Origin of the sequence: Curtobacterium pomorum (assembly GCF_044497295.1) — a bacterium.
In the GTDB taxonomy this organism is placed as follows: domain Bacteria; phylum Actinomycetota; class Actinomycetes; order Actinomycetales; family Microbacteriaceae; genus Curtobacterium.
Genome location: NZ_CP172409.1, coordinates 2,722,576 through 2,745,307, shown reverse-complemented (window position 1 = coordinate 2,745,307; position 22,732 = coordinate 2,722,576). Strand labels below are relative to the sequence as shown.

Sequence of the window (22,732 nt, the reverse complement as noted above, 5' to 3'; positions counted from 1 at the left end):
ACTGGACACATCGGGACACGACGCCTGCCCCGATCAGGGCCGGAGTCGGACCTCGACCCAGGGATCCACGAAGACTGCACGTACGGTGCTGCCGCACTGCACGCCCGTCGCGATGGCGTTGCGACCAGGTCGGGCTGTCAGACGGGCGCACCCGACTGCGTTCACGGACTCGTCGCCGAACCAGCTGGCTCCGGACGAGCCCTGCCCGGTCGTGTACATCTCCACGTCGACGCGCTCGCCGTCACGTCGAACGGCGGTGATCACGGTCGACGGGAACGGCTTCGTCGTCCGGATCTCCTGCGGCGTCGCGTCGAGCAGGAGCAGCGTGTAGCTCTCCCCGTCGAGGATCCGGCGTTCGAGGTCCGCTGCGCTCCGGCTCGCGCGAGCCACGGTCTCGAGACGCTCGCGCACCGAGCGGACGGAGTCGTCCATCACGGGCGTGACCTTGGCCGTACTGCTGCACGCCGTGGCGATCAACATGGTCGCGACAGCGATCGCACCGATGGCTGCTGGGCGTCGGGACCTCGAGTGTTCCATCGCCGTCGAGGCTATCCGTCGAAAAGCAGAAGGCCCCGGTTCCGGAGAACCAGGGCCTTCTTCGTACTGTCTCAACACAGTGTCGGGGTGACAGGATTTGAACCTGCGACCTCCTCGTCCCGAACGAGGCGCGCTACCAAGCTGCGCCACACCCCGCGGTGTGATCACTCCGTACCGGAGCAACCCGACAATACTATCCGATGATCGGGGGTGCTCACGACCATCCGGCGAACTCCCGGGCGCGTCGTCAGGCGGTGCGGGCGGTGAGGGTGACGACGACCGCTTCGGGGCGGCAAGCGAACCGCACCGGGGCGTAGATCGACGTGCCGAGACCGGCCGAGACCTCGAGCCACGACCAGTGGTTCCGGTGCTCCCACTTGTGCAGTCCGCTGACGTACCGGCGGGGGAGGTCGCTGTTCGTGACGAGCGCACCGACTCCGGGCACCTGCACCTGGCCGCCGTGGGTGTGCCCGGCGAAGATGACGTCGGCGCCCTGGGTGACGAAGGCATCGAGCACGCGGCGGTAGGGCGCGTGCGTCACTCCGATCGCGACGGGGGCGGGGCCGTCCTCGTCCTCGGACCAGGGGACCTCGCCGCGCATCTCATCGACGTTCGTGGGGAGCAGGTCGAGGCGGTCCCAGTCGCGATGCGCGTCCGAGGTGCCGAACAGCTCGAAACGTGAGCCGCGGAGCTCGATGGCGTGGGCGTGGTCGTTCAGGTCGAGCCACCCGAGGGACTCGAAGAACGCCGTCTGCCGGTCGATGTCGAGCTCGACGGGCTTCGCCTCGCTGTGCATGCGGCTCGGGCCGGAGAAGTACTTCAGCGGGTTGCGCGGCGACGGTCCGAAGAAGTCGTTCGACCCGTACGCGAACACGCCGGGAACACCCCGGAACGGCTCCAATGCGTACTCCACGGCGGCGTTCGCCGTGGGGTGCCCGAGGTTGTCGCCGGTGTTGACGATGAAGTCCGGCTCGACCAGGGACAGGTCGCGCAGCCACTGCTGCTTGTCGGCCTGCCACGGAGCCATGTGGATGTCGGACAGGTGCAGGACGGTGACGTCACGGGACCCCGGCGGGAGGACCGGGACGGTCTCCCACCGGATGCCGAAGCGTCGACGCTCGACCAGAGAACCCCAGGCGAACGAGGCGGCCCCGACGGCCGCGCCGGCTGCGAGGACCCCGAGCGCGGCGCGACCGCGGGTCACTTGCAGTCCTTGGGCGCCTTGCCGTTCTTGTCGCCGTAGAGCTGGATCGTCACACCGGCGTTCTTGTCCGCTGCCGAACTGATCGCCGGGTCGACGGCCGCGACCTTGCAGGTCTTGTTCCCGCCGCCCTTCGCGAAGTCGTCCGACACGCTGACGTTGCCGAAGCCGGCGTCGTTCAGTGCCGAGCGGGCATCACCGAGCGAGTCCCCGCCGATCTCGGGCACGTTGGCCTGCGACCCGTCCGAGGTGTAGACCGTCACGCTCGAGCCGGAGGACAGGAGTGCACCGGCGGACGGCGAGGTCGACGACACCGAACCGGGGTTGCCGGTGCCGGGGCGGGCGCCACCGTCGACGTAGTTGAAGCCGGCTCCGGAGATCGCTGCGCGGGCTTCGTCAGCGGTCTTCCCCTGCAGGTTCGGCAGCGCCTTGGCGTTGCCACGGATCGCCGTCGGCTGGGGGTCCGTGAAGGCACCGGCGGGGTAGGTGGCGTTGACCGCGGTCATCGCTTGACGCCAGACGTCGGCACGGGATCCGGCGTACGTGCCGTTGACCCCGTTGCTGTAGTGCCGGAGGTTGTTCTTCTTGCCGTCGGTGTTGCCCTGCCAGTAGGCGGTGGCGACGCGTGAGCTCGCGCCCACGAGCCAGATCTGGTCAGCCTCGTCGGTCGTGCCCGTCTTGGCGAACATCTGGGTGCCGTCCGGCGTCTGAGCACCGCGCGCGGTACCACTGGTGATCGTGCCCTTCATGGCGTAGATCGCTGCCTGTGCGAAGGCGGGGTCGACAGCCTGCTGGCAGTCCTTCGTCTGGCCGCCGAGCTGCTTGCCGGACGGCGAGGTGATCTGGTCGATGGCGATCGGCTTGCAGTAGATGCCGTTGTTGGCGACGGCGGCGTAGGCCGCGGCCATCGTCATCGGCGCGATCTCGTTGGTGCCGAGGATGGCCGACGGGTTCTGGTACTGCAGCTCGCCACCGTCAGCGCGGTGCACGCCGAGCGACTGGGCGATGTCCCGGATGTCGCAGAGGTCGAGCTTCTGGGCCATCGACGCGAACGCGCCGTTGATCGACCCAGCGGTGGCCCCGAGCACGCTCCAGTTCCCGCCCTCGCCCGGAGCGTCGTTCGAGACGTCGAACTTCGTGTAGTCGGTCTGACCGCAGATGGTCCACGGCGTGACCACACGTTCAGCACCACTGACGGTCTCGTTGAGCCCGTGGCCGGTCTTGATCCAGTCGAGCAGCGTGAAGAGCTTGTACGTCGAGCCGGTCTGGAACCCGCCGGAGTTGCCGTACTTGTAGTCGACGCTGTAGTTCAACGAGGTCGAGGTCGGTGCCGACTTCAGTGACTCGTCGAAGTCCTTGTTCTGCGCCATGGTGATGATGCGGCCGGAACCGGCCTCGATCGAGTTGAGCGTGGCACCCAGGGCCAGGCTCGTCTCGGCCTTGTTGTCGTACGTGTTGAGGAGCTGCTTCTGCTCGGCGTTGAGGTCGATGTTCAGCGTCGTCTGGATCTTGTAGCCGCCGTTCCGCCACGCGGTGTCGCGCGCCTTCTGCGACGAGCCGAGCTGCGACATCTCGAGCACGACCTTCTTGGCGTAGTCGCAGAAGAACTGCGAGCCGTCGCCGACCGATGCCCGGCAGCCCTGCGAGGGCTGCGTCAGGTGCACGTAGTCCGCCGGCTTCGACAGGCGAGCGGTGCGGTACTCGGCTTCGGTCAGGTTCTTCTGGTCGTACATCGAGCGCAGGATGACGTTGCGCCGGGCGACGTTGGCGTCGTACTTCTTCGGGGTCGACAGGTTGCGTGCCTCGGGGTACTGCACGATGGCCATCAGCGACGCGGCCTCGGCCGGGGTCAGCTTCGTCGCGCTCTTGTTGTAGTAGTGCTGCGCCGCGGCCTGCACGCCGTAGGTCTGGTCACCGAAGTAGGCGATGTTCAGGTAGGCGGTGAGGATCTCCTTCTTGGAGTACTTCTTCGCCAGCCCGATCGCGAGCTTCATCTCCTCGAGCTTGCGGGGGATGGTCTGCTCGACGGCCTCGTTGTAGGCCTTCTCCTGCTCCTTCTTGGTCGGCAGGTTCAGGGCCTCGTTCATCTTGATGTTGCGGACGAGCTGCATGGTCAACGTCGACCCACCGCCCGAGTCGCCGAGCCCGCCGGCGATGCTGCCCACGCCGGCACGGATGAGCGAGGTCATGTCGACGCCGCCGTGGCTGTAGAAGCGCTTGTCCTCGCCGTCGATGGCGGCGTTCTTCAGCTGGTCGCTGATCTGGTCGTACTTCAGTTCCTGCCGGTTCTGGTCGTACAGCGTCGCGAAGTGCACCGACTTGCCACCCGAGTACGCGTACAGCTCGTTGCGCTGCGGCAGGTCACCGATCTCGATGTACTCCGGCAGCGACTCGAACACACCGATCGTCGACGTCGTCGTGACACCGGCGACCGCGATGGCCGGGGTGACCCCGATCGTGACGAGCAGGCCGGCGAGGGCACTGAACCCGACGAATCCGATGAAGGCGCCGACTGCTGAGACGGGCTTGGTCCGCGAGGCAGACGTCTTCTGGGCAGACATAGGATGCAGCCTAAACGACACCCACGACTGAAAGGCTGGCAAGGAACCGCATGACTCGCTGGGAGTACTTCACCACGCCCCTGATGATCCACAACACCACCGCCATCCTCAACAACTACGGGGACGAGGGCTGGGAGCTGGTCCAGATCGTCACCGGCCCCGAGGGTGGGCTCGTCGCGTACCTCAAGCGCCCGAAGGCCGACGCATGAGCGTCGCGGACCGCCTCGCCGAGCTGGGGCTGACGCTCCCGCCGGTCGCCGCACCCGTCGCCGCCTACGTCCCCGCGGTCGTCACCGGCCAGTACGTCTACACGGCCGGCCAGCTGCCGTTCGTCGACGGCGCACTCCCCGTCACCGGCAAGGTCGGGGCGTCCGTCGACGCCGAGACCGCCACCGCACAGGCCCGCGTGGCCGCGCTCAACGCCCTGGCCGCCGTCGAGTCGGTCGCCGGCTCGCTCGACCGCGTCGCCCGGGTCGTCAAGGTCACCGTGTTCGTCGCGTCGGAGCCGTCCTTCACGGGTCAGCCCGGGGTCGCGAACGGCGCCTCCACCCTGGTCGGCGAGGTCTTCGGCGACGCCGGCGTCCACGCGCGCAGCGCGGTGGGCGTGGCGGTGCTGCCGCTGGACGCTCCTGTGGAGGTCGAGCTGGTGGTGGAACTGACGTCCTGACGGACCGTCAGCAGCGAAGCGAACGCAGGTGGGGCCTCCCGTCCGACATGGACTGGAGGCCCCACCTGCGTGACACGGACTACATGAGATCCGCGATGGTCGCCATGATCGTCGGGTCAGCCAGCGTCGTCGTGTCGCCGATGCGGCGGCCCTCGGCCGCGTCGCGCAGCAGGCGCCGCATGATCTTGCCGGAGCGCGTCTTGGGCAGTTCGGGGACGATGACCACCTGGCGGGGCTTCGCGATCGCACCGATGCGCTTGCCCACCCAGTTGCGGAGTTCGGTCGATGCGGATTCGCGGTCGACGTCCGCCGCTGCCTCCGCCGTCAGGATGACGTACGCGACGACCGCCTGTCCGGTGGTCTCGTCGGCGGCTCCGACGACGGCGGCCTCGGCGACGCCCTCGTGCCCGACCAGTGCGGACTCGATCTCGGCCGTCGACAGGCGGTGCCCCGACACGTTCATGACGTCGTCGACGCGGCCCTGGATCCAGATGTCGCCCTGACCGTCGAGCCGTGCGCCGTCGCCGGCGAAGTACCGGCCGGGGAACCGCGACCAGTACGTCTCGACGAAGCGGTCCGGGTCGCCCCAGATGCCGCGCGCCATCGACGGCCACGGCTCGGTGATGGTGAGGTAGCCGCTCTCGCCGGGGTCGGCACGGTTGCCGTCGTCGTCGACGATCTCCGCGACGATGCCGGGCAGCGGCGTCTGCGCGGCGCCGGGCTTGAGCTTCGTGACGCCGGGCAGGGCGGAGATCATGATCGCGCCGGTCTCGGTCTGCCACCACGTGTCGACGATCGGCGTGCGGTCGTGGCCGATCACCTGGCGGTACCAGTTCCATGCCTCGGGGTTGATGGGTTCGCCGACGCTGCCGAGCAGACGGAGGGTCTCGAGGCTGCGCGCCTCGGGGATCTCGCGGCCGGCCTTCATCGCCGCACGCACGGCGGTCGGCGCGGTGTACAGGACGGTGACGCCGTAGGAGTCGACGAGGTCCCACCAGCGGCCGGGCTTCGGCTCGTCGGGCGTCCCCTCGTAGAGCACCTGTGTCACACCGTTCGCCAGGGGGCCGTAGACGACGTACGAGTGCCCGGTGATCCAGCCGATGTCGGCGGTGCACCAGTAGACGTCCCTGTCGGGGTGCATGTCGAACACGTTCTTGTGCGTGTACGCGGCCTGGGTCAGGTACCCGCCGGAGGTGTGCACGATGCCCTTCGGCTTCCCGGTCGTGCCCGAGGTGTACAGGATGAAGAGCGGGGTCTCGGCGGGGAAGGCCTCGGGCGTGTGCTCCGGGGCGGCCTTCGCGACCTCGTCGTGCCACCACAGGTCGCGGTCGTTCCAGGCGATCTCGTTGCCGCCGCGCTTGACGACCAGGACGTGCTCGACGCTGTCGGTGCCCTCGCCCTCGAGCGCCTCGTCGACCGCGGGCTTGAGGGCTGACACCGCGCCACGGCGCCAGCCGCCGTCCGCCGTGACGACGAGCTTCGCGCCGGCGTCCTCGATGCGGGCGCGGAGGCTCTCCGCGCTGAACCCGCCGAAGACGACCGAGTGCACGGCGCCGATGCGGGCGACGGCGAGCATCGTCACGACGGCCTCGGGGATGAGCGGCAGGTAGACGACGACGCGGTCGCCCTGCCCGACGCCGAGGTCGGTGAGCATGTTCGCGGCGCGCTGCACGTCGGCGGTCAGTTCGGCGTAGGTGATCCGGCGGGTGTCGCCGGGTGCGCCCTCGAAGTGGATCGCCACCCGGTCCCCGTTGCCCGCGCGGACGTGCCGGTCGAGGCAGTTCTCGGCCACGTTGAGCGTGCCGTCGGCGAACCACTTCGCGAACGGGGCGCCGGACCAGTCGAGGGTCTGCGTGAACGGGGTGCGCCAGTCGAGCAGGCTGCGGGACTGCTCGGCCCAGAAGGCCTCGCGGTCGGCGGCGGCGGCCTCGTGCAGGTCCTCGTGCGCGACGGCGTCGGCGACGAACTCGGGTGTCGGCGGGAAGGTGGCGCCGTCGTCCTCGCGGTGGTCGGTCTGGGTCGGAGTGGACATCGATGTCCTTTCGCGTCGTTGCGTCCTCAGGGTGCGCCACGGAGACTACCCCTCGGCCCGTGCGCTGCGCGGTTCCGTGACGAGCGGCGGCTCGGGTGCGGGGGCGTGGGGCGGCGACGGCGGGTCCGGGTGTGGGGGCGTGGGGCGGCGACGGCGGGTCCGGGTGTGTCCTGGTCGCGGCGGCACGCCCGGCGGTCGCGTCGGGGGTTGCCCCGAGGGGCGGATCGTGGGGTACAGTAGTTCCTGCTGGACTCGTTTCCGGCGGCATCGAATCGGATTCCCCCCAATCCTTCGATGTCCAGGCGGCACCAGTTCCCCCCAACCGGTGCCGCCTCTTCTTTTGCCCGGAGTCCGACTCGAGCGATCGACGCTCGTCGGCCGCCGGCGATCGGCGGCGATCCGCGCAGGCATGCCGGTCGAGTGGACAGACCGGTACATGCTCACGCATGGAGCGCGCAGCTCCGTCGTAGCAATTGCTACTCCCGTTCGGCAGCCCTGCGTCCGGGGTCCTGTCGCGATCAGCCGCGGTGAGGCACGCCGACCGCCGCACCGTGGAGTGGGGTACGATTTTCTGTTTCGGGGGACAAACCGGTCCGTTGCTCGCTCGCGTCCTTACCGCTCCACAGGCTGCTTGTGGCACCGGATGCCGAAAGCGGCTCGCCTCGTACGCTCTGGCGTCATGCACCGTCACCGCGCCGCGCCCTTCCTGCCCGGGGCCGGGCCTCTGCTTCCCGGGACCGCCACCGTTCTCCGACGCCGAACGCACGGTGTCGTCGAGTTCGAGGAACTCGCCGGACTCGTCTCCGATGCCGGGGTCACCGACGTCCTGGTCGTCGGCGGAGTCGGTACCTGGACCGACCGTGGCGGCGGACTCGAAGCCGCCGCGCCGCGCCTGACCGAGTCGCGCACCCGCGAGCTCGCCACGCGCCTGGTGGCGCTCGGCGGACGCCACGTCGACGAGACCACGCCGTGCGCCGACGTCCGGCACGGCGACGGCATCCGGGTGCACGTCGTACTCGCCCCGGTCTCGGTCGGCGGCACCGCGGTCTCGATCCGACTCCCGCACCCCGAGCGCCCGACCCTCGCCGCGCTCGAACGCGCCGGCACCTTCGAGCAGGTGCCACGGTCCGTCGTCGAGGACGCCGTCGCCGCGCGCCGCAACGTCCTGGTCACCGGTGCGACCGGCAGCGGCAAGACCACCCTGCTCGCCGCGCTGCTCGGCGCCGTCCCTGCCGACGAGCGGATCGTCACGGTCGAGGACGTCGCCGAGCTGCGCATCGCCCACCCGCACGTGGTCGCGCTCGAGGCACGACAGGCGAACGCCGAGGGCGCCGGAGCGCTCGGCCTGGACCGCCTCGTGCGCGAGGCGCTGCGGATGCGACCCGACCGGATCGTCGTGGGGGAGTGCCGGGGCGCCGAGGTCCGCGAGCTCATGTCCGCGCTGAACACCGGCCACGACGGCGGTGCCGGCACCGTGCACGCGAACGGTGTCGCGGACGTCGCCGCTCGACTCGAGGCGCTCGGTGCCCTCGCCGGGCTCGGGGTCGAGGCACTGGCCCGACAGGCGGTCAGTGCCTTCGACCTGGTGCTCCACGTCGAGCGCCGGGCAGGCGGACGACGGCTCGCCGCGGTCGGCGCGTTCCACGTCGGGTCGGACGGGAGGCTCGGGGTCCGCCCGGTGGACGGCGCACCGTGAGCAGGTGGCCGCTCCGCCGGGGGCGCCGCGATCGGCGTCCGGCGCCGTTCGACCCGGCGCGCGTGGCCGGCATCCTGGACCGGGTGGCGACGCTCGTCGCGGCCGGGGTCCCTCCGGCGCGGGCCTGGGAGCTCGTCGGCAGGCTCCCGGCCGGGAACGCCCCGGCCTCCGCGGACATCGCCGTCGTCCTCCGGGTCGCGGAACGGACCGGCGCCCCCGTCGCGGAGACGCTCGGCGCCCTCGCCGGCGCGCTCCGTCGATCGGCGGCATCGGACCGGGCGATCCGGGTCGCCCTCGCCGGCCCGCGCACCAGCGCCCGCGTGGTCCTGGCACTGCCGCTCTTCGGGCTCGGGCTCGGAGCTTCGTGGGGATCCGGAGCCGTGCAGGTCCTCACCGGATCGCCGCTCGGCTGGGGGTGCTCGGCGGTCGCGGCGCTGCTCGTGCTGCTCGGGCGGGCGTGGACCGCGCGGCTCGTCCGGTCGGCGACGCCGGACGGGCGCGTCCCCGGGGTCGTCCTCGACGCCTGGGCGGTCGCCGTGTCCGGTGGCGGTTCGTGGATCGCGGCCGGAGAAGCGGTCCGTCGTGCCACCGGCGGGAACGTCCCTCCGGCCGCAGACGCGGTCCGCCTGCGCGAGGTGCTCGACCTGGCCCAGCGCGCGGGCGTCCCCGCCGCGGGACTGCTGCGTCGTGCCGCGGAGGACGTCCGTGACGACGCCGCTGCCGCCGGACTCGCAGCGGCCGAGCGCCTGGCGGTCCGACTGGTGCTGCCGCTCGGCACCTGCGTCCTGCCCGCGTTCGTGCTCGTCGGGGTGGTGCCCGTCGTGGTCGGCGTCCTCTCCTCCACCGTCGTCGGTGCGCGGTGACCTCTCCACAGATGCCGATCGAGGTCCCGACCGGGCGGTGACCGCGCGCCACGCTGGGAACCACGCAACAGAAGGGACGAAACCCATGAGCACCACACCGAACCGCATCCGTCGCACCCACCGCGTCGTCGACCGGCTCCACGCCGCCGCCCAGGACGACCAGGGGTCCGCGACCGCCGAGTACGCGGTCGTCATCCTCGCCGCCGTGGCGTTCGCCGGCGTGCTCGTCGCCGTCATGCGCTCGGGCGAGGTCCAGACCATCCTCACCGAGCTCGTCCGCGGTGCCCTCGCGCTGTGACCGTGCTGGATCCGGTGACCGGGGCTCGGTCACGGTCGAGTTCGCGGTCGTGCTGCCCGTCGTCGCACTCGTCCTCACGCTGCTCGTCGCGGCCGTCCTCGTCGTCGACGGACAGGGACGCCTGCAGTCGGCCGCGGCGGTGGCTGCGCGGGGTGTCGGACGCGGGGACGACGCCGTCGGACTCGCCGCCGCCGAGCGGATCGCGCCGGGATCCTCCGTCACCGTCCGGCGCACGGCCGACCTGGTGTGCGTCGACGCCACGCGCGGCGGCACCGGTCCGTTCGCAGTGCTGCCGCTCCGGGCGACGGCCTGTGCTGCGGCACGAGGACGCTGACCCCGAGCGCGGATCGGTGACCGTGCTCGTCGCCGCGGTCCTGGGCATCGGGGTGCTCGTCGGGTCGGCGGCGCTCGCCGCGGCCGGACACCGCACGCAGGCGGTCCGGGCCGGGGACGCCGCCGACGCCGCCGCGACCTCGGCCGCCGCGACGTCGATCGGGCTCCTCACCGGACAGCCGTGCGACGTCGCCGAGCGGGTCGCGCGGGCGAACGGCTCGGCGCTCGCGAGCTGCGACCTCGCCGCCACGACGGCCCGGGTGCGCGTGGTCGTCGGCTCCGGACCGTTCGCCGTCGGCGCATCCGCGGTCGCCGGTCCGGCGGACTGCCAGCCCGAGCACTGTGTGTATGGTGTGCCTGTCGGCCACCGGTCACCGATGTCCCGGGCGACCCGGACACGTTCGTGTCCAGGGCCGACCAGCACCACGGATCAAGGAGACACGTGCCAGGCACGAAGAAGCTCGTGATCGTCGAGAGCCCTGCGAAGGCGAAGACGATCGCGCAATACCTCGGTGACGGATACGAAGTCCAGGCCTCGGTCGGACACATCCGCGACCTCGTCGAGCCGAAGAACCTGCCGGCCGAGCTCAAGAAGGGCTCCCTCGGCAAGTTCTCGGTGGACGTCGACAACGGCTTCGAGCCGTACTACGTCGTGTCCGACGCCAAGAAGAAGACGGTCGCCGAGCTCAAGCGTGCGCTCAAGGACGCCGACGAGCTCTACCTCGCAACAGATGAAGACCGCGAAGGTGAAGCGATCGCCTGGCACCTGCTCCAGGTCCTCAAGCCGAAGGTCCCCGTCAAGCGGATGGTCTTCCACGAGATCACGAAGGAGGCGATCCAGCGGGCTCAGGAGGCCACCCGTGAGCTCGACACCGCTCTCGTCGACGCGCAGGAGACCCGCCGCATCCTCGACCGTCTCTACGGGTACGAGGTCTCGCCGGTCCTGTGGCGCAAGGTCGCTCCCGGCCTCTCCGCCGGTCGTGTGCAGTCCGCCGCGACCCGGCTCGTGGTCGACCGTGAGCGCGAGCGCCTCGCCTTCGTCTCCGCGAACTACTGGGACCTCTCCGCGCGCTTCGCGAAGACGGGGGAGTCCTCCTTCTCCGCGCGACTCGCCCGGATCCAGGGCACCCGCGTCGCCTCGGGCCGCGACTTCGACGACCGCGGTGCGCTCAGCGGCGACGTCGTGCGCCTCGACGAGGCCGCAGCCGCCTCGCTGACCACCGTGCTCGAGCGCGCCGGGGACGCCACCGTCCGCAGCGTCGACTCGAAGCCGTACACCCGCCGTCCGGCGGCACCGTTCACCACGTCGACCCTGCAGCAGGAGGCAGCGCGCAAGCTGCGGCTGTCGCCGCGGCAGACGGCGCGTGCAGCCCAGACCCTGTACGAGAACGGCTACATCACCTACATCCGTACCGACTCCGTCTCGCTCTCGAAGCAGGCGATCGACGCCGCACGCAAGCAGGCGGCCGACCTCTACGGCGCCGCGACCGTGCCGGACAAGCCCCGGCTGTACGCGAGCAAGAGCAAGAACGCGCAGGAGGCGCACGAGGCGATCCGTCCGTCGGGTGACTCCTTCCGCACCCCGCAGGAGCTCCAGGGCACGCTGACCGGCGTCGAGTGGCGGCTCTACGACCTCATCTGGAAGCGCACCATCGCGTCCCAGATGGCGGACGCCAAGGGTTCGACCGCGTCGATCGTGCTCGGCATCGCGTCGCCCGAGTCCGTCGAGGGCATCACGTCGACCGCGAACGGCACCGACGCCGAGTTCACCGCGTCCGGCACCGTCATCACGTTCCGCGGCTTCCTCAGCGCCTACGAAGAGGGCCGCGACGAAGACCGTCACGAGTCGAGCGAGCGTGCCGGGCAGGACGTCGCCCTGCCCGACGTCAAGCAGGGCGAGCACCTCGAGGTGCACGACGTGCTGGCGAAGGGCCACGACACCACGCCGCCGCCACGCTTCACCGAGGCCAGCCTCATCAAGACGCTGGAAGAGCTGGGGATCGGGCGTCCGTCGACGTACCCGACGATCAGCCCGACGATCATCGACCGCGGCTACGTGTCGCTGCGCGGTACCCAGCTCGTGCCGAACTGGATCGCGTTCAGCGTGGTCCGGCTGCTGGAGGAGTACTTCGGCGAACTGGTCGAGTACGACTTCACCGCCGAGATGGAAGAGGACCTCGACCGGATCGCCCGCGGCGACGCCGACCGGGTCGACTGGCTCAAGGGCTTCTACTTCGGTGGGGGCGACGACGACCAGCGCGGCCTGCGGACCGTCATCGACAACCTCGGTGAGATCGACGCGCGTGAGATCAACTCGGTCGAGCTCGCACCGGGCCTCACCCTGCGGATCGGTCGGTACGGCCCCTACATCGAGGTGCCGAGCGACGACCCGGAGAAGCCGCGTCGCGTCAACGTCCCCGAGGACCTGGCCCCCGACGAGCTGACCGTCGAGAAGGCGAAGGAACTCGTCGACGCCCCCGTCATCGGCGACCGCGTCGTGGGCATCAACCCGGACACGGGCAAGGAGGTCCTGGCGAAGGACGGCCGCTTCGGTCCCTACGTCACGGAGCGCACCCCGGAGCCCGAGCCCACCGTCGACCCGAAGACCGGTGAGGTCGTCGAGGCCGCGGCTGTGCCCGAGCCCGCAGCGGCCGAGGCCCCCGCCGAGACCACGACCGGCAAGAAGGCACCGGCGAAGAAGGCCCCGGCGAAGAAGACGACGAAGAAGGCCGCGGCGCCCAAGGAACGGACGGCCTCGCTGTTCAAGTCGATGGACCCGGCGACCGTCGACCTCGAGACCGCGCTGAAGCTCCTCGACCTGCCCCGCGTCGTCGGCCAGGACCCGGAGACCGGCAACGACATCACCGCGCAGAACGGTCGCTACGGCCCGTACCTGAAGAAGGGGACGGACACCCGGACCCTGCCCGGCGAGGACGCGATCTTCGACATCGACCTGGCCGGTGCGCTCGAGATCTTCTCGCAGCCGAAGTACGGCGGCAACCGTGCCGCGAGCTCCGCGCTGAAGGAGTTCGAGGCGGACCCCGTGTCCGGCAAGCCGATCAAGATGAAGGACGGCCGCTTCGGCCCCTACGTCACCGACGGTGAGACGAACGCGACGATCCCGAAGGGCGAGGACGTCGAGGCCGTCGATCACGCCCGTGCCGTCCAGCTCATCGCGGACAAGCGTGCCAAGGGCCCGGTCAAGAAGAAGACGCCGGCCCGACGGGCGCCGGCCAAGAAGAAGTGACCGGACGGTTCATCACGCTCGAGGGCGGCGACGGCGTGGGCAAGACGACCCAGGCCGAGCTGCTCTCCGCGTGGCTCGTCGAGCACGGTCGCACCGTCCTGCGGACCCGCGAGCCCGGTGGCACCGAGCTGGGCCTGCGGATCCGCGAGATCGTCCTGCACGAGCGCGGGCACGTGTCGCCCCGAGCCGAGGCGCTGTTGTACGCGGCGGACCGCGCCCACCACGTCGAGACGGTCGTCCGTCCGGCGATCGCCCGCGACGAGGTCGTGCTGCAGGACCGGTACATCGACTCGTCGGTCGCCTACCAGGGGGTCGCGCGCGGTCTCGGCGCCGAGCACATCCGCTCCGTTTCGGCGTGGGCGGCGGACGGCCTGGTGCCGGACCTGACGATCCTGCTCGACCTCGACGTGACGGTCGGCCGCGCGCGGGTCGCAGCGGCCCGCGGGGACACGTTCGACCGCCTGGAGTCCGAGGCCGAGGCGTTCCACGAGTCGGTACGGCAGGCGTTCCTCGACATGGCGGCGGCCGAGCCCGACCGGTTCCTGGTGGTCGACGCCGGCGGCTCCACCGAGGACGTCCAGCGCGCCATCCGCGCCGCGGTCGCCCCGCTCGTCGCGATCGACCCGGCATGACCGTGGCCACCCGGACGACGATGGTCGGCCGCCTGACGGTGGTCGCTGACAGGATGGTCCCGTGAGCGTGTGGGACGGCCTGACCGGGCAGGAAGAGGCAGTCGCCTCCCTCCGGAACGCCGCGGAGTCGACCGACGGCACCGGCGGCATGACGCACTCGTGGCTGATCACGGGCCCTCCCGGATCCGGCCGGTCGAACGTGGCGACGGCGTTCGCGGCGGCCCTCGTGGGCAACGGTCCCGACGACGACCACACCCTGCAGCAGATCACCGCCAAGACGCACCCAGACGTGTCGGTGCTCACGACGCAACGCGTGATCATCACCATCGACGAGATCCGGCAGCTCGTCACGTCGTCGTACTACTCGCCGTCGGTCGGGCGGTACCGCATCGTGATCATCGAGGATGCCGACCGCATGACGGAACGCACCTCGAACCTGCTGCTCAAGGCGCTCGAGGAACCACCGGAGCGCACGGTGTGGATCCTCTGCGCCCCGAGTGAAGCGGACCTGCTGCCCACGATCCGGTCGCGCGTCCGCTCCGTGCGACTCCGGGTCCCCGGCATCGAGTCCGTCGCCGACCTGCTCGTCGCGCGCACCGGCATCGACCGCGCCCTCGCGATGGACGCTGCACGGCAGGCGCAGAGCCACATCGGGATGGCGCAGCGTCTGGCGACGAGCGAGGACGCCCGCGACCGCCGTCGCCGCACCCTGACGACCGTGCTCGGCGTCCGGAGCGTCGGCGACGCGGTGATGGCCGCCGCCGACCTGCTCGCCGTCGCGGACGAGGACGCCAAGGCCATCACGCAGCAGCGCGACTCCGAGGAACGCGACGCGGCGCTGCGGTCGCTCGGCATCGAGCCCGGCGGCACGATCCCGCCAGCCCTCCGCTCGCAGCTCCGCCTGCTGGAAGAGGACCAGAAGCGCCGCGCGACCCGTAGCCTGCGCGACGGCCTCGACCGCATCCTGGTCGACGTGTCCTCGCTCTACCGCGACCTGCTCCTGCTCGGTCTCGGTGCGCCGGCCGAGCCGGTCAACCTGGCGATGCGCGACCACCTCGACCACGCCCTGCAGTCGGTCACGCCGGCCGCGGCGCTCGAGGTGCTCGACGCGATCGCCCTCGCCCGGCAGCGGATCGCCGCGAACGTGGCGGCGTTGCTCGCGCTCGAGGCGCTGCTCGTCACGATCGCCCGCGTCCGGCACTGACCGCCGCCGACGCTCCCCGCGCCGATCGGGGCGTGGGACAATCACGGCATGCCCGACGCTGAACCCGGCCTGCGCGAACGGAAACGCCGCGCCACCCGCCGCGCCATCCAGGCCGCCGCGCTCCGCATCGCGATCGAGGACGGCCTCGGCGCGGTCACCGTGGACGAGATCTCCCGTCGGGCCGACGTCTCACCCCGCACGTTCTTCAACTACTTCCCGAGCAAGGAACAGGCGATCCTCGGGGACGACCCGGAACTGCCCGACGACGCCGCACTGCAGGAGTTCGTCGACGGCGGGCCCGGGGGCGACCTGCTGTCGGACCTCGGCGCGCTGCTCGTCCACTCGACGCAGGAGCTCATCGAGGAGCGTGGACTGATCGAGGAGCGACAACAGGTGCTCCGAGCGAACCCCGAGCTCTTCAGCCGTCGCATGGAGTCGATGAAGGAGTTCCAGGCCGAGATCCAGGCCGCGGTCACCCGGCGGATCGAACGCGAGGACCCCGAGCTCGCTGCAGACCCCGATGCGCTCCGTCGGCGGGCGCGCCTGGCGTCGATCGTCGCCCTCGGCGCACTGCGGCACGCGTGGTGGGAGTGGTCCGGGTCCGAGGGCGGTTCGCACCTGGTCGACGAGCTCCGCCGGTCCTTCGCCGAGCTCGGCGTGCTCGTTTCGCGTTCACTCGTCTGAACCTGTATAGTCATTGCTCGTGCCGCTCCGGAATCGGAGCGAGCGCGCCGCCTTAGCTCAGTCGGTAGAGCGATTCACTCGTAATGAATAGGTCGTCGGTTCGATTCCGACAGGCGGCTCGGAACACGTCCCCGGTCACGGATCTGCATCAGGTCCTGACCGGGGATTTCTGCGTCTGCGGGAAACCGCACCCCTTGGCTCCGGACCAGACAGCGGGGTACGGCGCGGGATAGCCTTTCGGCGTTGCAGGGATCCCCGCGACCACCACCCGCACCGCCCCGCACCCCTCGGCGGCCGACCGACGGAGGCACCGTGTTCAAGCGTGCGACGACCGTCGTCCTGGTGGCTGCTGCGGCTGCCGCGTTGGCCATCACCGCCGCCGCCGTGCCGGAGTCGCGGGCGACGTCCTCGGCGACCGCGGCCGGGGGATCGACCAGCAGCGCGAGCGCGACCCCGCAACCGACCACCGCCGCGACCGACCCGACCATCGGGCGCACACCGACCTTCTCGGTGGACTTCGACACCCCGGCAGCGGCGGACGGTCCCTTCGCGGCGACGTACGCGCAGTCGTGGCAGCCGTACCCGGACGGCACCGGCGGCAAGTACTACTCGAGCAAGATGGTCAGCGCGCACGACGGGTACATGGACATCGCCCTCGACGGCGAGCACGGCTCAGCCGGCACCTTCGGCACCCCGGAGGACGCCTGGTCCCACGTCGGCGGGTCGTTCAGCATCCGTGCTCGGGCGACGGGCGGCGACAAGAACGGTGCCGCGATCATGCTCTGGCCGACGTCGAACGACTGGGCGGACGGGGAACTGAACTACCCAGAGGGGAACTTCGACGGTTCGCCGCGGGTGTTCCACCACTCGATGCTGCCCGGGCTCGAGAAGGCCTCGGACAACTACAACACCCGGGTGTCCTGGCGCGACTGGCACACCTACACGACGGAGTGGATCCCCGGGCGGGCGATCCACTACTACCTCGACGGCAAGCTCGTCTTCACGGTCGCGCGGAACGTCCCGACGACCCCGCACCGCTACATGGTGCAGGTCGGCAACTGGGGCAAGGCCGGCCACCTGCAGATCGACTGGGTCCGCACGTACGACGCGCAGTGACGCCGACGCGCTCCCCGTTCTGGGGCTGCGCGGAAGCGCCGCCGTGCGCGACGATCGAACCGAAGCCGCGTTCTCCGTTCGAAAGGTCGTCATGCTCCTGTCACTCGTCTACATGAGCGCCGCCGACGAACCGTTCGACCAGGATCGCCTCGATGCGCTGCTCGAACACGCCAGGGCCCGGAACGGCGCATCCGGCTTGTCGGGCCTGCTCGTGTACAAGGACGGCCGGTTCATGCAGCTGCTCGAGGGCCCGGAGGCCGCTGTCCTCGAGACGTACCAGCGCATCATCGAGGACCCCCGGCACACCGACGTCGGCCTGCTCGTCGAGGAGCGGATCCACACCCCGCGGTTCGGGGAGTGGACGATGGCGTTCGACCGCGGGCACGAGGCCGCGCTCCCCGACGGCTTCGACACGTTCCTGACCGACGGCGACCGGAGCGCGGACACCAGCAAGGCGCGAGCGCTGCTGCGCTGGTTCCGCACGCACCCGATGGCCGCCCCCGACGCCGCACTCGGCAAGCACCGACGCTGAGCGCACGCGCCGACGCGCACGCGCCGACGCGACCGCGCGGACGCGACCGCGCGGACGCGACCGCGCGGACGCGACCGGCTCAGGGCAGGTAGTACGTCGGGTTCGGCAGCTTGACGCTGCGGTCCGCCGAGCCCCCGAGCAGGTCGCTGTACTGGTCACCGAAGTTCGCGACCACGTCGTACCGGCCACCCGCTCGTGACTCGATGTGCGCCCGGGTCTGCGACTTGTACTCGACGGTGGTGCACTTCGCCGTGGCGCAGGTGATGTACGACGGCTGCTGCGACGCCCCGACCCCGGTCCACTTCGTGTAGTAGGTCTCGGTCCCGCGCTTCGTGGCCGAGAACTGCGGGTACCCGACCCGCTGCAGGTTGTCGATGGTGGCGGTCTCCTGATCGGCGTTCCGGCCGGTCAGCCCGATGATCGTGCAGCCGGAACGCTGGGCGATCGACACGAGCGAGGTCATCGACGGGGTCGCGGGGAACCGTTCGTCCTGCACCCATTCGTCCTGCAGCGCGGGGTCGAAGACGAAGTGCATGTCCGCGACCTCCATGTCGTAGGTCCACAGGGTGGTGTCGTCGGCGTCGAGCACGATCGCGGGGTTGCGGTGCAGCTTCCGACCGACGGCGCACTGGGCGGCGACGACGGGGGCCTGTCGCTGCACGATGGACCGCATCTCGCGGATGTACGGGGAGTCGGTGCGGTTCGCGAGTCCGGTGCCGGGGTCGCCGTAGTACGTGGCGATGGTCTTCTTGACGGAGTCGATGTTCGGGATGCCCTCGCCGGACTGCGTCGCGCCGGAGGAGCCGTCGGCCGCCATCGTGAACTGCGTCCGTGGGGACAGCCGGGGTTCGGAGACGCCGGGCAGGTCGGCCGAGGGCAGGAAGTAGGTGGGGTTCGGCAACTTGAGGGACCGGTCGGCGTACCCGCCCTGCAGGTCGCTCCACTGGTCGCCGATGTTCAGCGTGATGTCGTAGCCGAGGTCCTGCTCGATGTGCTTGCGGGTGAGGGCCTTGTACTCGACGGTGGTGCACTTCGCCGTGGCGCAGGTGATGTACGACGGCTGCTGCGAGGCACCCGTGCCGGTCCACTTCGCGAAGAAGCGGTCCTCGGCGAAGGCCGTGTACCCGACCTTCGACAGGTTCTGCACGGTCGCGGTCTTCTGGTCGTCGTTCCGGCCGGTCAGCCCGAACACGGTGAAGCCCATCGCGGCGGCGCGGTTGACGAAGCCGACCATGGACGGGGTGGCGGCGAAGCGTTCGTCCTGCACCCATTCGTCCTGCCGCGCGGGGTCGAACACGAAGTGCATGTCCGCGACCTCCATGTCGTACGTCCACAGGGTGGTGTCGTCGGCGTCGAGGACGATCGCGGGCTTCTCGCCGTGCCGGACGGCCCGGTCGTGGATGCGCTGCAGCGACGCTCCCTGGCGGGCGACGATGGACCGCATCTCACGGATGTAGGGGGAGTCGGTCCGGTTCGCCAGGCCCGTGCCGGGGTCGCCGTAGTACGTGGCGATCGTCTTCTTGACGGAGTCGATGTTCGGGATGCCCTCGCCGCCCTGCGTCGCACCGGACGTGCCGTCGGCGGCCATCGTGAAGTGCGTCCGCGGCGTCAGGCCGGCGTCGGCGGAGTGCCCTGGCGAGTGCCCCGGTCCGTGTCCTGGTCCTCCCCACCCGTGAGCGCTGGCCGGGCCGCCGACCAGGGTGGACGTGAGGACGATCGCCGCGCTGGTGGCGACGACGGTGAGGACGGAACGGCGCATGGAGGACCTGCACACCTTCGACTCGGGGAGGAGTGACCCCCGGATGGGGGATCTCGCAGCACGTTAGCTGGCAATCACCCGTGGAGTCCATACCAAAGTGCTGCGGCCCGTCCTGGTAGACATGGCCGCATGACGGTTCGCTGGGGAGTCATCGGCACGGGCGGCATCGCCCGGTCCTTCGTGGGTGACTGCGTCGCCGCGGGCATCGAGTTCACGGCGGTCGGCAGTCGCACAAGCGGCGGCGCCGAGGCGTTCGCGTCGGAGTTCGGCATCCCACGGGCGCACGGTTCCTACGAGGACCTCGTCGCCGACGACACGGTCGACGCCGTGTACGTCGCGACCCCGCACGTCCGGCACGCCGAGGACGCCCTGCTCGCGATCCGCGCCGGCAAGCACGTCCTCGTCGAGAAGGCCTTCACGATGACCGCGGCCGAGGCACGCACGGTGGTCGACGCTGCCCGTCGAGCCGGCGTCGCGGTGACCGAGGCGATGTGGACCCGCTTCCTGCCGCAGATGGCGATGATCCGCGAGGTCCTGGCCGAGGGGCGCATCGGTCGGCCGGTGCTCGTCGAGGCGACGCACCACCAGGCCCTGCCCACCGATCCGTCGCACCGGCTGCGCGACCCCGCCCTCGGGGGTGGGGCCCTGCTGGACCTGGGCGTGTACCCGGTGTCCTTCGCCGTCGACGTGCTGGGGGTGCCCACCTCGCTCGTCGCGGCCGGCACACTGAGCGAGCAGGGCGTCGACACGCAGATGGGCGTCGTCCTCACGCACGACGGCGGGACGCAGTCGATGATCCACTTCGGGATGGACCTGCGCAGTCCGAACACCGCGTCGGTCATCGGCGAATCGGGGCGCATCGACCTCGACTCGACCTGGTACACGCCGACGACCTGGCGGATCCGGGACCGCGACGGTGTCGTGGTCGAGGAGTTCGATGCACGCGAGGAACTCGCCGGCTACGGGCACGAGGCCCGTGCGTTCGAGGCGATGATCAGGTCGGGTGTGCACGAAGGCGGTCCGATGGACGCCGAGCAGTCGGTCGCGATCGTGGCCGTCATGGACGAGGCCCGCCGACAGGTCGGCGTGCGCTACCCCGCGGACCACGCCCCCACAGCACCCTGATCCGGGTCGCGTCGTCCACACGGCGACGATGCGGCCTGGAGGCTCCTGCCGCAGTTCCGTAGGATCGGTCGCGATGTCCGAGCAGCAGCCCACCCCGCCTTCCGTACCGGAGCGTCTCCGCGCCGCCGTCGCAGCCGCGCGCGCCTCCGCCGTGCGACGTCCGGTGCCCTGGATCGCCGGTGGGCTCGCCGCCCTGCTCGTGGTCGGTTCGGGCGGGGCCGTCGCGGTCGCCGCGGCGATGACACCGGACACCCACACGTCCGCCGCACCGCCGACGACCTCGAGCGCGACGTCGACGCCGAGTCGCTCGACCGCCGCGACGAAGCGACCGACGAGCACGCCGACACCGACCCCGGACGCCCGCGCGGTGCCGAAGGACCCGGCCGGCCCGTCCGCGCTGCGCACCTGCTCGATCGCGGGCGCGGCGTCGGCGAGCGGTCTCGGCGCGTTCGAGGGCTACGTCATGGACGCGAAGACGGGCGAGGTCCTGTTCTCGAAGAACGGGGACACGGCAGCCCAGACCGGCAGCGTCATGAAGACCCTGACGACGGCGACGGCACTCTCGGTGCTCGGGGGCGACCACCGCATCCCGACCACGGTCACGCAGGAGTCCGGCGGGACCATCGCACTGGTCGGACACGGCGACGCGACCCTGTCGGCGGGCAACGGCACGGTCTACCCGGGCGCCCCGACGCTCGCGCAGCTCGCCCAGCAGGTGAAGGCGAAGGTCGGCGACGCCGCCGTCAGCACGATCGTTACCGACGACACGTACTGGAGCGACGCCGACGCGTGGGACCCCACGTGGCCGGTGTCCGAGCGCACCATCGGGTACCAGCCGAAGGTCACCGCGTTGATGGTCGACGGTGACCGGGCGAACCCGGCCGCGGCGACCTCGCCCCGGTCCGAGGACCCGGTCGGTCGTGCCGGCGCGGCGTTCCGGACGGCACTGGCGAACGCGGGGGTGGCGGGCGCCGCGAATGCGCAGATCGTCAAGCGTGCCACGACCAGCACGAACACCATCGCGACGGTGTCGTCGCAGCCTGTGTCGACGCTCGTCGGGCAGATGATCCCGAACTCGGACAACACCCTCGCCGAGATGCTCGCCCGGGTGTCGTCGAAGGAGTCCGGCTCGAACGGCTCGGCGGCGTCGCTCACCTCGGTGTACCAGTCGGCGCTCGGCTCCTACGGCGTCGACCCGGCCGGGATCGTCATCAAGGACGGGTCGGGCGAGAGCGCTGCGAACGCGGTGTCGCCGAACTTCGTCGCCCACCTCATGGTGCAGGTCGCCGCGGGAGCGAAGGGGCTCGGGACCCTGGCGAACGCACTGCCCGTGTCGGGCCAGTCCGGCACCCTCGCCAGCCGCTTCACCGGCGCGAACGCCGTCGCGCGCGGCAAGGTGCACGCGAAGACCGGGTGGATCGACAGCGCGAACACACTCGGCGGGTACATCGACGCCGCGGACGGATCCCGCCTGACCTTCGCGTTCTACGCCATCGGGTCGTCGCGAGCGGCCGCGCTGCCGGCGCTCGACGCGGTGACCGCGGCGACGTACTCCTGCGGGAGCAAGCTCACCGACTCCTGAGTCACCGGGTGTTGGATGGGTCCATGGCACGGGCACTCCTCATCGTCGACGTCCAGAACGACTTCACCGAGGGCGGCGCGCTCGGGGTGGCCGGCGGTGCGGCCCTCGCCGAACGGATCAGCGCGTTCCTCGGCCGGCACGCCGAGGAGTACGACCTGATCGTGGGCTCCCGCGACTGGCACCACGGGGACGACGACAACGGCGGACACTTCGCCGGACCGGAGGGCCCCGACTTCGTCGACACGTGGCCCGTGCACTGCGTCGCCGGCACACCGGGCGCCGAGTACCACCCGGAGCTCGACACCGATCCGATCGACGTCGACGTCTTCAAGGGCCAGGGCACGCCGGACTACTCGGCCTTCCAGGCGAGGACCGAAGACGGCGTGCCGTTGCCGGAGATCCTGACGGACCACCGGGTGCACTCCGTCGACATCGTCGGCATCGCCACCGACCACTGCGTCCGGGCCTCGGCGCTCGACGCGCGCGCCGCCGGTATCGACGTCGCCGTCTACGAGGACCTGGTGGCCGGCGTCGACCCCGAGCGCAGCGACCGCGCGCTCGACGAGATCCGAGCGGCCGGCGGGCACGTCGACCGCAGCGACATGGACGAGGGGCTCGCGAACCCCGGAGGAGCACAGCTGTGACCGACACCACGAGCACCGA

General features: G+C 70.8%; 21 protein-coding genes and 2 tRNA genes. 17 read left to right on the top strand and 6 right to left on the bottom strand.

Annotation, left to right across the window (positions count from 1 at the left end; all coding sequences use genetic code 11):
* Positions 1 to 33 precede the first annotated feature (33 nt).
* The 4 genes from ACGH48_RS13010 to ACGH48_RS12995 all read right to left on the bottom strand — a co-directional run bounded on the left by ACGH48_RS13010 (position 34) and on the right by ACGH48_RS12995 (position 4,299).
* A complete protein-coding gene (locus ACGH48_RS13010; RefSeq protein WP_396288895.1) occupies positions 34 to 537 on the bottom strand; it encodes a hypothetical protein in 504 nt (167 codons plus the stop codon).
* Between the two features lie 82 nt (positions 538 to 619).
* Positions 620 to 693 (bottom strand) — tRNA-Pro (locus ACGH48_RS13005).
* A 91-nt stretch (positions 694 to 784) separates the two neighbouring features.
* Complete coding sequence (locus ACGH48_RS13000) at positions 785 to 1,741, bottom strand: metallophosphoesterase (RefSeq protein WP_123313800.1); 957 nt, start codon at positions 1,739 to 1,741, stop codon at positions 785 to 787.
* Positions 1,738 to 4,299, bottom strand: a complete 2,562-nt coding sequence (locus ACGH48_RS12995) for a transglycosylase domain-containing protein (protein ID WP_123313799.1) — start codon at positions 4,297 to 4,299, stop codon at positions 1,738 to 1,740. Before ACGH48_RS12995 ends, ACGH48_RS13000 begins: the two co-directional genes overlap by 4 nt.
* 50 nt (positions 4,300 to 4,349) lie before the next feature.
* On the opposite strand from ACGH48_RS12995, the gene ACGH48_RS12990 reads away from it, so the two are divergent.
* Positions 4,350 to 4,508: a DUF4177 domain-containing protein gene (locus ACGH48_RS12990; protein WP_017888699.1), complete on the top strand. Its 159-nt coding sequence runs from the start codon at positions 4,350 to 4,352 to the stop codon at positions 4,506 to 4,508.
* Entirely contained in the window at positions 4,505 to 4,966 is a 462-nt protein-coding gene (locus ACGH48_RS12985) for a RidA family protein (protein WP_131879225.1), read from the top strand. The genes ACGH48_RS12990 and ACGH48_RS12985 overlap by 4 nt, the downstream gene beginning before the upstream one ends.
* 79 nt (positions 4,967 to 5,045) lie before the next feature.
* On the opposite strand, the gene acs is transcribed toward ACGH48_RS12985, so the two are convergent.
* Positions 5,046 to 6,998: an acetate--CoA ligase gene (gene acs, locus ACGH48_RS12980; protein ID WP_396288894.1), complete on the bottom strand. Its 1,953-nt coding sequence runs from the start codon at positions 6,996 to 6,998 to the stop codon at positions 5,046 to 5,048.
* Positions 6,999 to 7,677: 679 nt separating this feature from the next.
* Here acs and ACGH48_RS12975 point away from each other — a divergent pair.
* From ACGH48_RS12975 to ACGH48_RS12920, 12 genes are all read left to right on the top strand, one after another.
* Positions 7,678 to 8,694 (top strand): TadA family conjugal transfer-associated ATPase, encoded by a 1,017-nt coding sequence (locus ACGH48_RS12975; protein ID WP_396288893.1) that lies wholly within the window; start codon positions 7,678 to 7,680, stop codon positions 8,692 to 8,694.
* Positions 8,695 to 8,756: 62 nt separating this feature from the next.
* On the top strand, positions 8,757 to 9,557 hold the full coding sequence (locus ACGH48_RS12970; RefSeq protein ID WP_340196300.1) for a type II secretion system F family protein: 801 nt from the start codon (positions 8,757 to 8,759) through the stop codon (positions 9,555 to 9,557).
* 85 nt (positions 9,558 to 9,642) lie between these two features.
* A complete protein-coding gene (locus tag ACGH48_RS12965; RefSeq protein WP_340196299.1) occupies positions 9,643 to 9,855 on the top strand; it encodes a DUF4244 domain-containing protein in 213 nt (70 codons plus the stop codon).
* Positions 9,839 to 10,189: a TadE family type IV pilus minor pilin gene (locus ACGH48_RS12960; RefSeq protein ID WP_222658086.1), complete on the top strand. Its 351-nt coding sequence runs from the start codon at positions 9,839 to 9,841 to the stop codon at positions 10,187 to 10,189. Before ACGH48_RS12965 ends, ACGH48_RS12960 begins: the two co-directional genes overlap by 17 nt.
* A gap of 16 nt (positions 10,190 to 10,205) precedes the next feature.
* Positions 10,206 to 10,655 (top strand): hypothetical protein, encoded by a 450-nt coding sequence (locus tag ACGH48_RS12955; protein ID WP_185021450.1) that lies wholly within the window; start codon positions 10,206 to 10,208, stop codon positions 10,653 to 10,655.
* On the top strand, positions 10,631 to 13,435 hold the full coding sequence (gene topA, locus ACGH48_RS12950) for a type I DNA topoisomerase (protein ID WP_396288892.1): 2,805 nt from the start codon (positions 10,631 to 10,633) through the stop codon (positions 13,433 to 13,435). Before ACGH48_RS12955 ends, topA begins: the two co-directional genes overlap by 25 nt.
* Complete coding sequence (gene tmk, locus ACGH48_RS12945; protein ID WP_396288891.1) at positions 13,432 to 14,067, top strand: dTMP kinase; 636 nt, start codon at positions 13,432 to 13,434, stop codon at positions 14,065 to 14,067. Before topA ends, tmk begins: the two co-directional genes overlap by 4 nt.
* 61 nt (positions 14,068 to 14,128) lie before the next feature.
* The gene (locus tag ACGH48_RS12940; RefSeq protein WP_340196295.1) at positions 14,129 to 15,271 is read left to right on the top strand and encodes a DNA polymerase III subunit delta'; all 1,143 of its coding nucleotides are present in this window, start codon (positions 14,129 to 14,131) and stop codon (positions 15,269 to 15,271) included.
* A 48-nt stretch (positions 15,272 to 15,319) separates the two neighbouring features.
* Positions 15,320 to 15,955, top strand: coding sequence for a helix-turn-helix domain-containing protein (locus ACGH48_RS12935; RefSeq protein ID WP_340196294.1), 636 nt, complete (start codon positions 15,320 to 15,322; stop codon positions 15,953 to 15,955).
* Between the two features lie 46 nt (positions 15,956 to 16,001).
* A tRNA-Thr gene (locus ACGH48_RS12930) sits at positions 16,002 to 16,074 on the top strand.
* 193 nt (positions 16,075 to 16,267) lie between these two features.
* Positions 16,268 to 17,071, top strand: coding sequence for a glycoside hydrolase family 16 protein (locus ACGH48_RS12925; RefSeq protein WP_123313788.1), 804 nt, complete (start codon positions 16,268 to 16,270; stop codon positions 17,069 to 17,071).
* Positions 17,072 to 17,114: 43 nt separating this feature from the next.
* Entirely contained in the window at positions 17,115 to 17,603 is a 489-nt protein-coding gene (locus ACGH48_RS12920; protein WP_340196293.1) for a BLUF domain-containing protein, read from the top strand.
* A 79-nt stretch (positions 17,604 to 17,682) separates the two neighbouring features.
* Here ACGH48_RS12920 and ACGH48_RS12915 read toward each other — a convergent pair whose 3' ends face one another.
* A complete protein-coding gene (locus ACGH48_RS12915) occupies positions 17,683 to 19,362 on the bottom strand; it encodes an HAD family acid phosphatase (protein ID WP_396288888.1) in 1,680 nt (559 codons plus the stop codon).
* Positions 19,363 to 19,491: 129 nt separating this feature from the next.
* On the opposite strand from ACGH48_RS12915, the gene ACGH48_RS12910 reads away from it, so the two are divergent.
* The 3 genes from ACGH48_RS12910 (at position 19,492) to ACGH48_RS12900 (ending at position 22,713) form a co-directional block, all read left to right on the top strand.
* Positions 19,492 to 20,487: a Gfo/Idh/MocA family protein gene (locus ACGH48_RS12910; RefSeq protein ID WP_396288887.1), complete on the top strand. Its 996-nt coding sequence runs from the start codon at positions 19,492 to 19,494 to the stop codon at positions 20,485 to 20,487.
* A gap of 73 nt (positions 20,488 to 20,560) precedes the next feature.
* The gene (dacB, locus tag ACGH48_RS12905) at positions 20,561 to 22,069 is read left to right on the top strand and encodes a D-alanyl-D-alanine carboxypeptidase/D-alanyl-D-alanine-endopeptidase (RefSeq protein ID WP_396288886.1); all 1,509 of its coding nucleotides are present in this window, start codon (positions 20,561 to 20,563) and stop codon (positions 22,067 to 22,069) included.
* Between the two features lie 23 nt (positions 22,070 to 22,092).
* Complete coding sequence (locus ACGH48_RS12900) at positions 22,093 to 22,713, top strand: isochorismatase family protein (protein ID WP_396288885.1); 621 nt, start codon at positions 22,093 to 22,095, stop codon at positions 22,711 to 22,713.
* Positions 22,714 to 22,732: the final 19 nt, after the last annotated feature.

Bases quoted from the DNA above. Each gene is read 5' to 3' on its own strand.
- ACGH48_RS13010 (WP_396288895.1), bottom strand. From the start codon at position 537: ATGGAACACTCGAGGTCCCGACGCCCAGCAGCCATCGGTGCGATCGCT.
- ACGH48_RS12995 (WP_123313799.1), bottom strand. From the start codon at position 4,299: ATGTCTGCCCAGAAGACGTCTGCCTCGCGGACCAAGCCCGTCTCAGCA.
- ACGH48_RS12990 (WP_017888699.1), top strand. From the start codon at position 4,350: ATGACTCGCTGGGAGTACTTCACCACGCCCCTGATGATCCACAACACC.
- ACGH48_RS12985 (WP_131879225.1), top strand. From the start codon at position 4,505: ATGAGCGTCGCGGACCGCCTCGCCGAGCTGGGGCTGACGCTCCCGCCG.
- acs (WP_396288894.1), bottom strand. From the start codon at position 6,998: ATGTCCACTCCGACCCAGACCGACCACCGCGAGGACGACGGCGCCACC.
- ACGH48_RS12975 (WP_396288893.1), top strand. From the start codon at position 7,678: ATGCACCGTCACCGCGCCGCGCCCTTCCTGCCCGGGGCCGGGCCTCTG.
- ACGH48_RS12965 (WP_340196299.1), top strand. From the start codon at position 9,643: ATGAGCACCACACCGAACCGCATCCGTCGCACCCACCGCGTCGTCGAC.
- ACGH48_RS12935 (WP_340196294.1), top strand. From the start codon at position 15,320: ATGCCCGACGCTGAACCCGGCCTGCGCGAACGGAAACGCCGCGCCACC.
- ACGH48_RS12915 (WP_396288888.1), bottom strand. From the start codon at position 19,362: ATGCGCCGTTCCGTCCTCACCGTCGTCGCCACCAGCGCGGCGATCGTC.
- ACGH48_RS12910 (WP_396288887.1), top strand. From the start codon at position 19,492: ATGACGGTTCGCTGGGGAGTCATCGGCACGGGCGGCATCGCCCGGTCC.
- dacB (WP_396288886.1), top strand. From the start codon at position 20,561: ATGTCCGAGCAGCAGCCCACCCCGCCTTCCGTACCGGAGCGTCTCCGC.
- ACGH48_RS12900 (WP_396288885.1), top strand. From the start codon at position 22,093: ATGGCACGGGCACTCCTCATCGTCGACGTCCAGAACGACTTCACCGAG.